Source organism: Desulfosporosinus sp. BICA1-9 (assembly GCF_000802135.1).
Genome location: NZ_JUEE01000028.1, coordinates 1 through 14,943 on the forward strand (window position 1 = coordinate 1; position 14,943 = coordinate 14,943).

General features: G+C 42.1%; 14 protein-coding genes and 1 pseudogene. 9 read left to right on the forward strand and 6 right to left on the reverse strand.

All coding sequences use genetic code 11. The annotated features are described in order from the left end of the window. Nucleotides 1-824: 824 nt before the first annotated feature. Together JL57_RS03630 and JL57_RS33385 are read left to right on the forward strand one after the other, a co-directional pair. Entirely contained in the window at nt 825-1,178 is a 354-nt protein-coding gene (locus tag JL57_RS03630; protein WP_291299680.1) for a hypothetical protein, read from the forward strand. Nucleotides 1,179-1,378: 200 nt separating this feature from the next. Next, on the forward strand, nt 1,379-1,531 hold the full coding sequence (locus JL57_RS33385; RefSeq protein ID WP_291299659.1) for a hypothetical protein: 153 nt from the start codon (nt 1,379-1,381) through the stop codon (nt 1,529-1,531). 153 nt (nt 1,532-1,684) lie between these two features. Here the strand turns inward: JL57_RS33385 and JL57_RS03640 are convergent, their stop codons facing one another. The 3 genes from JL57_RS03640 to JL57_RS03650 all read right to left on the reverse strand — a co-directional run bounded on the left by JL57_RS03640 (nt 1,685) and on the right by JL57_RS03650 (nt 3,855). Continuing rightward, entirely contained in the window at nt 1,685-2,491 is an 807-nt protein-coding gene (locus JL57_RS03640; protein ID WP_034140707.1) for an ABC transporter permease subunit, read from the reverse strand. Nucleotides 2,492-2,544: 53 nt separating this feature from the next. Then, a complete protein-coding gene (locus JL57_RS03645; RefSeq protein WP_034140708.1) occupies nt 2,545-3,423 on the reverse strand; it encodes an ABC transporter ATP-binding protein in 879 nt (292 codons plus the stop codon). Nucleotides 3,424-3,654: 231 nt separating this feature from the next. Beyond that, a complete protein-coding gene (locus JL57_RS03650) occupies nt 3,655-3,855 on the reverse strand; it encodes a hypothetical protein (protein ID WP_291299660.1) in 201 nt (66 codons plus the stop codon). A 595-nt stretch (nt 3,856-4,450) separates the two neighbouring features. On the opposite strand from JL57_RS03650, the gene JL57_RS03655 reads away from it, so the two are divergent. Then, nucleotides 4,451-5,323 carry a class I SAM-dependent methyltransferase gene (locus JL57_RS03655; protein ID WP_291299661.1) on the forward strand — a complete coding sequence of 291 codons (873 nt, stop codon included), beginning with the start codon at nt 4,451-4,453 and terminating at the stop codon, nt 5,321-5,323. 119 nt (nt 5,324-5,442) lie between these two features. Here JL57_RS03655 and JL57_RS33390 read toward each other — a convergent pair whose 3' ends face one another. Further along, a complete protein-coding gene (locus JL57_RS33390) occupies nt 5,443-5,745 on the reverse strand; it encodes a hypothetical protein (RefSeq protein WP_291299662.1) in 303 nt (100 codons plus the stop codon). A 392-nt stretch (nt 5,746-6,137) separates the two neighbouring features. Between JL57_RS33390 and JL57_RS03660 the strand changes: the two are divergent. Next, a pseudogene (locus JL57_RS03660) lies at nt 6,138-7,117 on the forward strand (polyprenyl synthetase family protein). A gap of 352 nt (nt 7,118-7,469) precedes the next feature. Then, nucleotides 7,470-8,066, forward strand: a complete 597-nt coding sequence (locus JL57_RS03665; RefSeq protein WP_034140709.1) for a zinc dependent phospholipase C family protein — start codon at nt 7,470-7,472, stop codon at nt 8,064-8,066. Between the two features lie 226 nt (nt 8,067-8,292). On the opposite strand, the gene JL57_RS03670 is transcribed toward JL57_RS03665, so the two are convergent. Together JL57_RS03670 and JL57_RS03675 are read right to left on the reverse strand one after the other, a co-directional pair. Continuing rightward, entirely contained in the window at nt 8,293-9,630 is a 1,338-nt protein-coding gene (locus JL57_RS03670; RefSeq protein ID WP_034140710.1) for an FMN-binding glutamate synthase family protein, read from the reverse strand. A gap of 220 nt (nt 9,631-9,850) precedes the next feature. Next, nucleotides 9,851-11,281, reverse strand: coding sequence for a prenyltransferase/squalene oxidase repeat-containing protein (locus JL57_RS03675; protein WP_291299663.1), 1,431 nt, complete (start codon nt 11,279-11,281; stop codon nt 9,851-9,853). A gap of 414 nt (nt 11,282-11,695) precedes the next feature. On the opposite strand from JL57_RS03675, the gene JL57_RS33395 reads away from it, so the two are divergent. The 4 genes from JL57_RS33395 (at nt 11,696) to JL57_RS03690 (ending at nt 14,914) form a co-directional block, all read left to right on the forward strand. Beyond that, nucleotides 11,696-12,346 carry a hypothetical protein gene (locus JL57_RS33395; protein ID WP_291299664.1) on the forward strand — a complete coding sequence of 217 codons (651 nt, stop codon included), beginning with the start codon at nt 11,696-11,698 and terminating at the stop codon, nt 12,344-12,346. Nucleotides 12,347-12,393: 47 nt separating this feature from the next. Then, nucleotides 12,394-12,726 carry a hypothetical protein gene (locus JL57_RS33400; RefSeq protein WP_291299665.1) on the forward strand — a complete coding sequence of 111 codons (333 nt, stop codon included), beginning with the start codon at nt 12,394-12,396 and terminating at the stop codon, nt 12,724-12,726. A gap of 294 nt (nt 12,727-13,020) precedes the next feature. Further along, a complete protein-coding gene (locus JL57_RS03685; protein ID WP_291299666.1) occupies nt 13,021-14,379 on the forward strand; it encodes a 4Fe-4S dicluster domain-containing protein in 1,359 nt (452 codons plus the stop codon). A gap of 97 nt (nt 14,380-14,476) precedes the next feature. Then, complete coding sequence (locus tag JL57_RS03690; protein ID WP_291299667.1) at nt 14,477-14,914, forward strand: MerR family transcriptional regulator; 438 nt, start codon at nt 14,477-14,479, stop codon at nt 14,912-14,914. Nucleotides 14,915-14,943 lie beyond the last annotated feature (29 nt).

The following is a 14,943-nucleotide window of genomic DNA, read 5'->3' on the forward strand; positions in this document are numbered from 1 at the left end:
CAATGCATAGTTGACCACTTAGAGTACCACTCCTTGCAGGTCAGGTTACCGTTCCACGGGCACTGCGAGATCTCCCGGGGTCATCCTACTTGCCTCCCTGTGAACTCGACCGTCTTAACTAATTTGGCTTTTTCCATTTATCGGGCTTTCTCACATCTTGCAAAGTTACCCACCAAACCAGCCAGCATCGGTTCGCTTTCGCTCCGTTCCACAGTTTGCCTTCAGACCCTCCGGACCCCTCCTCACGGACGACGCCCTGTCTGTTAGCTAGTGCTTCCGAATGGAATCGGCGCACAGAGGAACTTTAATCCTCCAATACAAATAGAACTGCCCGGCGCACAAAAGGCGACCTAAGTCTCGACTTAAGTTGCTTTTTTATTTTCTTAAAGGGACCTTCTAAAACTGATTCTAGGCGCAAATTTCATTAATTCGAATAGTTGATCAGAAGAAGTAATTCCTTTTTTTGCTAGGAATTTTTGCATTCCCATCGGCATTGGGCGAGACTGGTTCAAAAATCCCTCCCCCGCTAGATCAGTTCCTCCCACTTCAGGCATGGCACCGATATGCCCAGGTCAGCTGTTCAAAATGCTTCTGGAAAACCAAAAGGACACGCTTACTAAAACGTTAAGGTAATATTTTTGGTAAATTATAACAAATAAAAGACAAGTGAGCATATTGTGTTAATGGATTCACCATAGTTGATCATACAAGGAGATGGGACCTTCTTAAAAGCGACGAGTCAATTATCGCATCATGGTTGTTTTTTGCAGTGGTGATTCTTTCTAAAATCTTTAATAACTAATCTAAAAGGAGGATGAAAGTTTATGTATGGAATTGGCGGACTGGGTGGTTACGGTGGATATGGCGGATATGGCGGACTGGGTGGTTACGGTGGATATGGCGGATATGGCGGACTGGGTGGTTACGGTGGATATGGCGGATATGGCGGACTGGGTGGTTACGGTGGATATGGCGGATATGGCGGACTGGGTGGTTACGGTGGATATGGCGGATATGGCGGACTGGGTGGTTACGGTGGATATGGTGGTTATGACCGCATTTTTAATGGCTATGGCGGTGGTTACGGTGGAGCTGGTGGCTACGGCGGAGCTGGTGTCGGCGTAGGGATTATTGCCATCGCAATTCTGATTTTAATTGCCTTGGGTGTCATCTTTTAAGATTATAAGCTAAAAAGTTTTACTAATTGAAAAGAAGGAGGAATAAACATGGCATTCGGTGCTGGAGTTGCTGGTGCAGGCGGATATGGTGTTGGTGCAGGTATAGCAATTGTCACTGTGATTATTCTTTTGCTTATCGCCTTGGGAATTGTATTCTAAATTTCTGCAGCTATTAGATTTTCTCATAAGGAGGTTTTAAAATGCCGACACTCGGCTTGGCGTATACCTGGCCCTACTGGCTTAATGGGTTGGCGAGGTACCCAGGTTACGGTTATTCTGGCCCTGGTTATCCCGGATATGGTTATTCCGGCTGTGGCTATCCCGGCTATGGAGGACCTTTCCGAGGTTATTAAACACAATAAACTCATAAATAGCCCCTCAATATTTTACAGAAAGTAAAATATTGAGGGGCCTTGCTTCCACTATTTCCGTTTTTCAGCGAACAGACTCTTTTCTTCATTTATGCTGGCTACGATAAACTATTTTACTAAGAAATGCTTACCCAACTAAATCGCTAGATCCTTTGTCTCAAACACCTTTTTTGTCAAATACCAAAGGACTGCTGAAGCGACATTAAACCCTATAATGGGCCATAGTGGGTCTGTTGTTCCCTCTAGTACCTCTTGCGGCTGAAACCATTGGAAGAGCGAGAGGTTTTTTAGCCAGGATAGTTTGTCACTCAGTCCTCCAACAATATCCAGGCCGTAAAAGGCCAGCGTTAAGCCCATCGCATACGTTAAAGCCTGTTCTTCTTCAGCAAACCAAGCTGAGAAAAAAAGACTATAAATTTCTATCAGCGTGAAAAAGGAAAGTCCTAAGAGACCTAGGTCTATATAACGCCCATGTTCGATTTCAATCCCTGAGCAAAAGGTGCCGAAATAGACTCCGCAGATCATAGCAGCTACGAGAATAGCATTTGTGCTAATCAAAACCCCAATTTGGGTTGAAATAATCTCACTTCGTGAGACCGGTGTGGATAAAAGAAAGGCTAAGGATCCGTCATCCGCCATTTTTGCAAGTAAAGCATTGGCGGTTTCTATTCCATATAAGGCCATGATCATTACCCAAATCCTTGCAAAAAACTGTCCCGATATTAAGGCTTCAAAGGTATCGGTCCGTGCATTTTCTGGGACCCCGAACACGGTTTTTACCGTAGACGGGAGAGACTGCGCAATCTCCGTAACCGCAGGATTTTTAGCTATCACAGGGTAAACCCAGGTTAAAAGTCCTTCATAGAGAACAATTCCTGTTGAAATAACGGCTACTTTCTTTCGATACTGTTTAAACATCGCCCGGAACAATGCCCTATTCATAGTTTTCACCCCACCTAAATCTACAACTATGGCTCTCTGTCAAACTTCGACGATTACCGGTAAAAATCCATAAAAGCCTCTTCTAACTCCAGCGAACGTTGCCTAAAACGTTTGACACGAACTTGAGCGAGAGCAAGCCATAGGTTATCCAATTCACCCACTACCCGGATGACGAAGCAGCCACCCTGAATAGGGGTTATATTTAACTGACTCTGCCTTAGAAGCTCGACATTCTTCTCACTTTCGACTTCAACTTCGAACGTTTGATACTCGGCTTGTCTAAGCAGAGAAATACTTTGAACGGCTAGAAGGTTCCCTTCTCTAATAATCCCAGCCTGCTCACACGTACGCTCAATCTCTGAAAATTGGTGGGAAGACATAAATAAAGTCTTCCCTTTTTTCTTTTCCTCTAGGATTAAATCAATAAACACTTTTTGCATTAACGGATCCAAGCCAGAGGTCGGTTCATCAAAGATAAGCACACTGGCATCCAACATCAATGCCGAAATGATCCCCAACTTCTGTTTCATCCCTTTAGACATCTTACGAATGAGTATTTTTAAATCTAAGTCGAGGGCACTCACAAAATATTCTCGGTATTTCTTTATTGGAAGACAATATTCGCCGTGCATTCCCGCGATAAGATCTAAGAATTCAACCCCTGTTAAGTTCTCAATAAAATGAAGTTCACCCGGAAGGTAACTGACGAACCTCTTCACCTCAGTCTTTTCTCGCCAGCAATCATACTCGTTGATCGTTACTCGTCCTGAATCCGGCTTTAAAAACCCCATTAAAAGACGGATGGTCGTGGTCTTCCCTGCTCCATTCGGGCCGAGAAATCCGAACGCTGTACCAGGATCGACCTGAAAGCTAATGTTCCTTATTCCTCGTCCTTCGCGATAAACTTTGGTCAGTTCATTAACCTCAATCATTTCCTGCCTGCTTCCTTAGAAAGATCGCTTAATGCTCAACGTACAACGATTCAGTATGGATTACATCTATCCCTACTATTTATGTTATTGGTAAACCAGTAGTGTCTGTCTTCCACATAATTCCACATAGTCTACCAAACAAGTAGTCTAGTTTGGATACAAAAGGAGATGGTAATCATAAACTAGCAGAAAAGCGCCCTAAGTCTTGACTTAAGCCGCTTTTCTGCTGTCTTAACGAAGCCTTCTAAAACAGATTCTAGGAGCATATTTCGTCAATTCGAATAGTTGATTAGAAGAAGTGATTCCTTTTTTAGCTAAGAATTTTTGCATTCCCATCGGCATTGGGCGAGACTGGTTCAGAAAACCTTCCCCCGCTAGATCAGTTCCTCCTGCTTCAGTAACGGCACCGATATTCCCAGGTCGAAATAACATCAGTTAACACCTCCCTATCGGAAATATATTCCACTGCGGAGAGGTGTGTTCCTATTAGAATTGCCATTACCCTACCTGTACGAAACGCTTCGTGGAAAACAAAAATAAACACTTACTTTAACGTCAAAATTATTTTTTGGCAAATAATAACACGGATAAGTAAGAGAGCATACTGTGTTATTAGCTTCACCACAAATAATCATGAAATGAGATGGGACCAGTTTGAAGGCGATGAGTCAATTATCCAGGCTTCTCAGATGTGGGCAGTACGGGATTTTCTCATCTCAAATCTGGCTTCTTGGTCTTTACGTCTAGAGCGTTTTTCCCCTCTACTGCCCACATAATCTACGTTCTTACGTATTCACATGAGAAGGATAGAAATAAAACGGCCCAATCCCATGCCATAATTAAAATGTTTATTAATAAACTGTAGCATGGTCTGCGAAAGGAGTGAACTATTTGGAACCAGGAATGTTAGCGTTGCTGGGTAGAACAATTTCTATAATGGAAAACTTGGGGTTCCTTTGGGTAATCCAGACCGGTTGAACTGGAATTATGGAATGAACTAGACGAGCTGAAATGTTTAGAAGACCTAATGGAATCACATCCAACTTGGGACAGAGTACTATTAGACCATTGGTTGGAACAAGCCTTTTGCCATGATTTATTATCCAAAGACAAACTTTCATATAAGACGTCAAAATTAGGCAAATTAATTCAAACTTATCGTTTTCACGGACTGGAAGCACTCTATAAGGAGTTCGTTGTTCATTGGAGCCCCGCTTTCTCCAGATTACCAGAACTGATCTCCGGGCAATCAGAGAAAATCATCTTCGATTCGGAAATGCAGGATGAATTAATATCGAAAGTATCCATGGCTTCCGAACTATTTGTGTGGCCCTTTTTAAAAAACAAGTGTCAAAAGAACAAATGGCAACGGGTCCTGGATATAGGTTGCGGAGAAGGATTATATCTAAATAAACTACTTGAGCGTTTTCCTTCTCTTCAGGGAGTTGGCATCGAAATTAACCCTCTTGTTGCCGAAAGGGCACAAAGGAATTCTCAACCATTAGGTGATCGTCTGAAAATTATATGTGGTGATGCTTTAAATCTTAGCCAAGATATAGGTACTTTTGATGTATGTTTGTTAAACAATAATATCTATTACTTTAGTCCAGAACAGAGAGTCAGTTTGTTGAACAATCTGAAAAGAGTTTTACAACCTATGGGGCAAATAGGGATATTAACTGCCTTGCGGGAAAGTGGAACCTTTTCCAGCCGGGTATTTCGGACGCAGATACCGCAAAACCTGATGATTTTCTTCTTAGCTTGTAACCAAGGATTTCAGGGTTTACCAGCAGAGGATGAGATCAGGGAACTTTTTCTCCAAACCGGTTACGCTGATATTGAAATTACTCCCTTGCCACTAAGGATATCGCACTATTTTTTTGCAGGACTTTCGGGCTAGAAATTAGATACAAGATTAACTAAATATTTTTTGTTCCAAGAGGACTTCTTGGGAAGCCTCTCTTTTTTTTATGAGCGTCTTGTCTGCCCCACACTTTCTGAGCCGAAGAATATGTAAGATTAACGTTGGGACCAGGCACCACAAAAGGCTTTGGATAAGTTGAATTTGAAGTATGCTTTGGGGTTGACTTGTCCACACTGCTCACAGGCACGACGGCTGCATGGGGTATGCGTTATCCTGCGCGCATCTTGTTGATGTGACCATACTAACTGAATTTCCAGTTTTCTATGGTCATTTAAATACCCCACGTTCCAGTAGTTTTTTGGACTCAGGGCTACGTCGCACCTGACTATCCACCTCAAGGCTTCGGGCAGCAAGCGCCACAGCAGCCTATGCCCCCGACCCAAAGTTACCCGTTGCAAGGATTCCCATCCCAAGGTTATCCGCCCCAAGGGTACGCACCTCAGGGATATAACCAAGTGTATGGAGGACAAATGCCCGTCCAACCTGCCTGGGAAGAACCCCAAAAAGGTGGAATCAAAGGTTTTATCAGTAATCTCGTGGCAAAACTGAAGAAGTAATTTAAATTAACCCTCCGACAACTGTTCTTTTATACGAGGATTCGAGCAAGGGAAGTGGGGGTGACCTATCAAGAGAAGAATAAGTATTAGTCATCTAATTCTAATTTTCAGCATATTATGTTCTCAGCCATCCTATGCAATTAAAGCTTTAGGCGTTCTTTTTTAAATTCTAACCCTTTCAAGACATAATCCAGAAAACTTAGGATAAAAGGATGCAAGCAGGTGAACCGGTTTTGAAACAACTTTGGCTCTTCAACCAAATAAATTCCGACCTTCAGAAAGTGGAAACAGAACTACAGAAATTTGTTGCGACGGATTTTCCAATTCTCAATGAGTCATCCGTTCATTTGCTTACTGCAGGAGGCAAGCGTTTGCGGCCTGCCTTTACTCTTTTGGCAGGCAAGTTTTATGGTTATTCATTGGATAAGCTCTTGCCTGTTGCCGTGGCTTTAGAGCTTATTCACATGGCAACTCTGGTTCATGATGATGTCGTTGATGCATCAATGACACGGCGAGGACGTCCAACAGTTAAAGCTCAGTGGGGAAATATAGTAGCAGTCCATACCGGCGATTATTTACTTGCTAAATCACTTGAACTCATTGCCAAGATCAACCATCCTGAAGTATCACGAATTTTAGCCGAAGTTAGTATTGAAATGTGCCAAGGTGAGATTCAGCAAATCAAGTCATCATTTGATACTCAGCAAAGTCTTAAACAATATCACTACAGAATTAAGCGGAAGACGGCATTACTAATACAAGCAAGCTGCCGTTTGGGTGGAATTATAAGTGGAGCACCGAAAAGACAGGTTTGGGCCTTGGGTGCCTATGGACATGCTTTAGGCATGGCTTTTCAGATAGTGGATGATATTTTGGATGTCACGGCTGAAGCATCAGAACTAGGCAAGCCAATCGGTGGAGATCTGCGTCAGGGTATTATGACCTTACCTATGATCATTGCACTGAAGCTCTCGCCGAAACGCGAAAAACTTTACGAACTCCTTAGCAAGGAAGATAAGACTGATCCGGAGGTAGACTTAGCAATAAGCTTGATCAAAGAATCCGGTGCTATAAATGAATCCATGCGTTGGGTTGATCTTTATGTGAATAAAGCTAAAGGATATCTTGAGGATATCTTGAGGATCTCCCTATGGTACCAACTCGCAAGGCTCTTAGAGAACTCGCTGAGTTTGTGCGCACACGCAAATTTTAAATGTTGTTGTGGTACGTGCATTCCATTTCGTATGTGATAAACTCGAATTATCTATTTGGATGCCCTCCTCTGCTGCTGACTTTGGCTTGCGTAACCTTCGTCAGTATAGCAGAAGAGGGCTGTTTTATCATGTTCATCGGTACTTCCTATTCGGATCTCCCACGCATAGCGTGGGGTTTAATCCTGAATTAATTATAAGACGTCAATATTATTAGAAGATCCTAAACCATTCACAGGACACGCCGCTCATCCCATATTATGGTATTGAAAAATCAATGAAAAAAATCAATAAGAATTATCGCTTTTGCTATTAATACACTGCCCAATAAATTATTAGGAAGTGTTAAAAGAATTGATTATTAATACTCATAAAATTTTATCTACCATAATTTATGACAAGGTTCAAGAAAACTCCAATTTCAAATTAGAGTACAACTACTTTATCTGGGGAAATATTCAGCCTGATATTGTACCTGGCTTGGTTTTAAAGTCCCACTATAAAGATGAAAGTCTGGATTTTGTCATCGACGAAATTGTTGCATTAGGTAAAACATCGCCTTCTGTATTTTACAATAAACAGACTCGTAATAAATTCAGCAAAGACATTGGAATTGTTTGTCATTTTTTATGTGATTTTTTTTGCTTTCCGCATTATAATCGATGGCATTATAACTCTTCGATGATGCTTCCTCATATAAAATATGAGAAAAACCTAAACCATTCAGCTGAAAATATCCTTACTATCCCCACTTTATCTCTCCAACCCGTTAGTTATTTAGAAAACGACACCCTGAAATCCTTCATTGAGGCAGTTCTCTGGGAATATTCTTTAAATGAAGACTATCGCAACGATCTTATCTATGCTTCAAATATTTGTACTAAAACTATAGAAACAATTATCGACTTCATCTTTGATTTTGATACAAATAAAGCCCAAACTCTTCAGTGAAATGAATGTATGCCATTGCGATCCTTGTTTACCGTTTAATTTTTCTTGATTTGTTGAATCTTTCTTTAACTGTTCCCACTATATCTTCACGTGTCTCCTGTTCAGCTTTCTCGACTCCACCACTGAAGATTCCAAATGGATTCTTATGTTAAGCCCCCTGAATCAATACTCAGGGGGCTTCTTCGGGAATAAAACGAATTTGGCGAACTTTGCATAGCCTTCGAGATTATTGTAAATATAAAGCATCCCCTGCATATCCAATACCTAGAGTTCTGGCAAGGACTGGATCAACACTTACAAGGTCTTCTTTAGCCAGTTGATTAATGTTGGTCTTGCCCATTGCTTGTAAAGCCATGACCATTTCCGCAGTACACGACTTCAGGAAATTAGCTAGATGTTGACTGCCCTCATCAGAATCGAAGAGGTCTTTAAACTTGCCTTCAAATAAAGCTAGTTGTGGAGGAGGTGACTGAGGAAGAACTTTTTTCATTTGACTTTGTAAAGTGGCCATCAATGCAATAGACCCTATGTAAACTGCATCTGCTCCCAGTGCTAAAGCCTTCAAAAACTCACCAGGAGTTCGAAGTCCTCCGGCTACAAGTATTATGAATTGTTGCCGTTTTCCTTGCTGTTCTAACCAATTAACAGTTCGAGCCAATGTAAAAAGTGTAGGTAAACCCAGATCGTCTTCTAATGTAGGTGCAGAAGCAGATGTTCCACCTTCTTGACCATCGACAGTGATAAAATCTGCCTGGGTCTGAGCGATTACCTCCAACTCTTTTTCGATAAAGTGAGTCCCAGCAATCTTTATTCCCACAGGTACATCATATTGCTGCTTCAGTGAGTTAACAAGGTTTATTACATCCTGAGGTGTGTTGACATTGGGAAAGCGGGCTTTCACACCGGTGCTTTGCCCAGGTTTGATTTTCCACACCTCGCGTAAATGTTCATCCATCATTTCCGGATATATAGTTGAAGCTACTCCACCTCCCCAGGCCCCCTGACCGAACTGAACTTCAATCGCATCTAACTGTTTCAGTTGCTCAGGATCGCTCAACCATCCTCCCCTATTATACTGACCGATAAGAAATTTAGCTGCTGACCTTTCTTCCTTCGAAACAGCAGATTCTCCGGTATTGGTAGCAGTGTTGACCATAGCCGTACCTTTGCCGATAGCTTCTTTTAATTTTAGGCTTAAAGATCCGCCATAAGACATGCCCGTAAGCAAAATCGGCATGTCGATTTTCAGTGGTTTTTTGGCTCTGGGACCTATCGTCACTTGCATTTGAATACTGTTCTCATCAGCAGTCGGATGTTCAAATAGTTGCCGCCCATTTAACAGCACCTTTTCCCATGGTGAAAGCCGCAGGGGGCTACCTATCGGCCTCGAAAGCGGTTTCCCTGTCTCCGCCCGGATTCCGGCCTCAGCAATCGCTCTAAGTGTCAGTTTTTCCATAATCGTCATCATGACTAAAGGGTTATCATTATACTGTTTGGTAAGCATGGTGCTGAAGATATCATCTGCAACCGGATTCATCATACGCATCATAAGCTCGCTAATCAATTTTATGCACCTCCCCATTTATTAAAGCATAGCATGCCCTTTTATTAAGACAATATGAGAAGGTATCGAATGATATAAACTTGTTTCGTCTGTCTCGTTTTTCTCTGATATTTCTATAACTTTGTGATTAAATATTAATATTTAACTCCCAAGCAATTTACAAACAATGTAAAGCGATTGGGGGGTTGTTTCCGATATTTCCGTTTTAATATCTAAAAAATCATCCCTTGTAAATTTGTCGATACCTTTGTAAGGCACGAATGGCTGTCAGGGCTGTTGTTAGAGGTTCTTCATAATTCCATCCCTTGGCGTAGATTCCTTGGTAAGAAGGTTCAAATGAACCATTGCTATTCTGGACTGAAAGAAGGTTTCTTACTCCTTTATCGAAGACATCTCTAGGAACAACTTTCGTATATCGCAATAACCCGGAAAGGGCCAAACCGGTCTCCACAACTGAACCCCAGCCTCCGTCATTTTTCTGTGCTTTTATAAGAAATTCCAGGCCTTTTTTTCTTGCCCCTAGAATGCGGCGTGCGGTGTTCCATCGTTCCCAACTAAACTTCCACTTGCTGAGTAGTTCTAAGGCCTGTGCTGTGCTATAAACTGGCCCTTCAAACCAAGATGCCGGGAATGCACCTTGATCGTCCTGCTGAGATAAAATCCAATTCAACCCACGCCAAATTCGTTCATCTTGTGAACGTGAACGTCGCCATAATGCTTCTAGTACATGAATACTTACGTCAACACTCGGAATATATACTGGGAACTCCGAGGAAATATGGGGAGGTATGCCTTGAAAACTGGGAAATGTTCCCCAGCTTCCGTCGGTATTTTGTAACTGCTTGAGGAGGTTAACTCCTAAATGATTCTCTTCCCCAACTTGATGTAAACCGATCAAAGCAACCGCCGTATCATCTAAATCTGGATGCGTAAACGGAGGAGTGCTTCCATAGCTACCATCTGCGTTCTGCCCCCGCTTTAACCAATCTACCGCTTGATTTAGCCAAGGGATATCTGTTAACCTCTGAGTCGTTTCTCCGAAGATACAAACAGCCCAACCCACGGCCCATATTTTAAGTTGATCAAATGCAGGCCAACCGCCACTTGGATATTGCTTCTGAACCAGCCACCGTCCTGCTTTTTCTATTCGTTCAGGATAGCTACTCTGACGTCTGATCGCAAGGATAGCCAAACTGGTTACAATAATATCCTCTGACCAGGAACCGTCAGGCATTTGTGTTTCCAGAAGGTACTGAATCCCTTTCCTAATTCCCTCTTGAGAATCTGAGGCAAGAAGTGATGCCGCAATTACAACCGGTCGGCCATAGAGTGGCAACTTAGCTAAAACCCTATCCTCGAGAACGGTCGGAAGCAAGATCTCTTCAGGCGTTGGCCCCTCGAGACCGGGAACCGCCCTTTCTCCTAGTGATAAAATCATATAAGAAAAATGCCGTGCCTGAGATAAAAGCTGAATCTTAGCTCTCCACCCTCCTTGACTCCCATGAAGAACCATTCCGACGATCTTCGTTATCTCTTCATCCGGTTTGTCACCGGGAAACTTCCCCCATCCTCTTTGACGATTCTGCCTCAGCCATTGTAAAACTTGTTCATAACCTTTTGTTTTGAGGAACTGACCAGAAGCGTCCCCCATTGGCCCTGTATGACAGACTAAAATGATTCTTTTATTTTTATCAAGTTGAGTATATTGCTTCTCAAAGTCAGCAAATAAGCGCTTAGATATCGGTAGAAGAATCTATAATGCCTGTCTCAATGAACTTAATAAGCGGTATCGCTTAATGGTTGAGAGTAAAGAGTACCAGAGTGCACAAAAAATGCCAAAACGGAGACAACCCGCAATCTAGTACTGCAAGAGTTAAACAGGAAGTACCGATTGACCGAGTATTCACTACACCAGTTTGTTAAGCCAATGTAGCATCACTTTAAGAAAAATTTAGATTCTCACACTGTCCAAAAAATTGCCACGCGCTGCTTTGAAGCCTTTAAAGGGAAGATCTATCATACTGCCAAAACGATACACTTCAAAAAGTATGGCGAATTGCAAAGCTTGGAAGGTAAAACGAATTCAGCCGGTATCAAGTTCCGAAATAAGACCTTAGTCTGGAATGGACTCTCGATTAAAGTGTTCGTTGATCCCACGGATGTCTACGCACAGATGGCACTACTGCAAACCATTAAATACTGTCGGGTATTAAAGAGCGGTACAAACTACTACTTGCAGTTAATCCTAGAAGGTATCCCTCCAGTTAAGCTCGATAAAAACGGTGAGTTCAGGCACAAGGTAGGCAGCTCGAAGGTTGGAATCGATATTGGTCCGCAAACAGCAGGGATCACCTCCGAAGAAACGGTCAGTTTGTTCGAACTGGCCCCTGAGATAGAGACTCCTTATCGGAAAATCAGGCAATTGCAGCGGAAAATGGATCGAAGTCGCCGAGCAACTAATCCGAACAAGTATAAGGCGAATGGGACGTTTAATCGGAGTAATAACGATCGTTGGGTAAAGTCGAAGCACTATCAGTTGGATCAACTCAAACTGCAAAGAATCCAAGGTAAGTTAAAGAGCCTCCGCAAGCAATCGCATAATCGATTAGCTAACGAGATAATTAGCCTTGGTACAGAGGTTAATGTAGAAACAATGTCGTTTAAAGGTCTCCAGAAGAGAGCTAAAAAGACGACTAAAAACAAAAAAGTAAACTAAATCGCAAGAAACGATTCGGTAAATCCTTAGCGAATAAGGCCCCAGCCATGTTTTTAACCATCTTGGACAATAAGTTAAAGCATCTTGGAACAGAATTGCACAGGATAAAAACCGTCGAGGTTAAAGCATCACAATACAATTATGTAGAAGATGACTACATGAAAAAGGAACTAAGTGAACGCTGGGCTATGATTGGCGAAGATAAAATCCAACGAGACTTATATAATAGTTTTCTGATCCTGCATGTAAACCCTGATTTAAGCACAATTAATCGCCAACAGTGCCTTGAAACCTACTCGAGATTCAAGACACTTCACGATAGAGAGATTGAACGACTGAAAACCTCAACGAACCGTAAACTAGTCAGCATGGGAATTTAACTAAAACCCAAAAAAGCGTCATGATGCGGGCGTCATACTACCGCTAATATAGTCAACGGACTGTTTGATAGTAAAGTCTTAGGGAAGCAGACCAGTCCTTATATGTTGTACCTTGCCGATGAAATACCATGCCAGTGAGCGAGAGTAGATCGGAAGTCTATGTACCTAAGAACCCGTCGACTTTAGTCGCGCGGAGTATCAGGAATGGGAATGATTGGGTTCGTGTCCTCATTTTGAGCCCATTAAGAATACTGGGACTAAGAAATTAGTTCTGAAATCGAGGGGGACAGAGATATGCTTCTATTATTAGAGGGCTTTAACTTGATATTAATCCTATTCTTTACTGGGCTTCTAATATTAACAGTGTATTCACTTTTTATTGAACATGAAAAGGATAAGATACCGAGGGCTGTCGCTCCCGGAATTATTCTGTTAGGCGTCTTAATTTTACCATTGATCAGTACTTCCCTGCCCCATCGCTATATCATTTTAATGGCTTGTGATTTGATCATACTCCTAGTAATTTCAGTATTGCTGTTGCCGATTGGGAAAGCTAAGCCTTTCGTTATGCCAGAGGGTATTAAAAGAATTGATGAGAGAGATGTTATGTTTTCCAGGGCATCTTACCGGGAGGAAGAAGTACGCTATGCTGATTATTATCGAAGAACCCCGGAGAAACAGCCAATTGATGATTTTATCCGCTCGCTCCCCGGTCTCTGCAGCCCTCTGACTCCTACCTATAATCCTATTGCAGCAGCTGTTACGGAAGGAAATTTTCAATATCTATACGATATTTCTCGGTATGTTGAAGGAGCTAAAACTTCCGTAACCCCAATGACGGTGGATCCGTCTGAAATAAGCAGCATGATTAAAGAAATCTCGAAGTATTTCGGTGCAGTACTCGTTGGGATTACAGAACTACAGCCTTATCATTTATATACCCACCGCGGCAGACGACCAGAATCGTACGGCACTGAAGTACAGCTTAGTCATAAATATGCTATAGCTTTCGCAGTTGAAATGGACTACGAAATGGTAAAAAATGCTCCGAAAGCTCCTACGGTCGTAGAGTCTTCTCAACAATATATCATTGCAGCCACAATAGGAATGCAACTAAGCTATTTCATCAGACAATATGGATTTGAAGCCAGAAATCATATGGACGGTAACTATTTGGTCGTTGCACCTCTGGTTGCTGCTGATGCCGGGCTTGGGGAAATAGGTCGTATGGAAATTCTGATGACGGAGCGCTTTGGTCCCCGTGTGCGGCTAGGGGTTGTTACAACAGACATGCCTTTACAGCCGGATAAGCCTTTAAGTCTCGGCTTAGAACAATTTTGCCTTTATTGTGAAAAATGTTCTCGGGAGTGCCCATCTAAATCGATACCCCATGGTCCAAAAAGCAACATTAACGGTGTTGCACGCTGGCAGATTAATCAGGAAACGTGTTATACTTATTGGTCAAAAATCGGAACAGATTGTGCGGTTTGTATGAATTCCTGCCCCTATAGTAAACCGGATACTCCAATTCACAAACTAGTCCGGTTTAGCCTGCGCCAATCCCAAATTTCCAGACGATTATTTCCCCTACTTGATGATTACCTTTATGGTAAGAAACCATATAAAAATCTAAAACCGAAGTGGATAAAGTAAGTGCAGTTATGGAAGCCATTAGTTCCATATGCTATACTACATATACATCTTGGATACAATATGATCCTGAAGAGCAGTATGAAATGGAATGATTAACATGAGCCAGGAAAAAAAGCACTTATTAAAGATTGGGGAATTGGCAAAAAGGGCCGGCGTAACAGTACGCACAATTCGCTACTATGAAGAAATGGGACTATTGTCTCCGACTGAAGTCAGCCCAGGAGGGTTTAGGTTATATACGGAACAAGATCTGAATCGATTCCAGTTCATTCAACGTTTTAAAGAACTTGGCTTACCTCTGGAAGAAATTCAAGTGTTAATAGACAGTTCTGAACCCGGGGAAAGCAAGATGCAAAGAATAAGGGCAAGTTATTCTTTGTTGGAAAAGCAATTAAAGAAAATCGAAGATAAGATTTCCGAGCTTGAAGTCTCTAAAGCCAGTATTGAGAAAGGTATGGAAGCCTTAAATGTGTGCAAAGAATGTGCACTAGAGGTATGCCTTCCTGCATGCAGTAACAAAAAGGCTCAATTTTAAAAGCCCGGCATTCAGCCGGGTTATTCGCT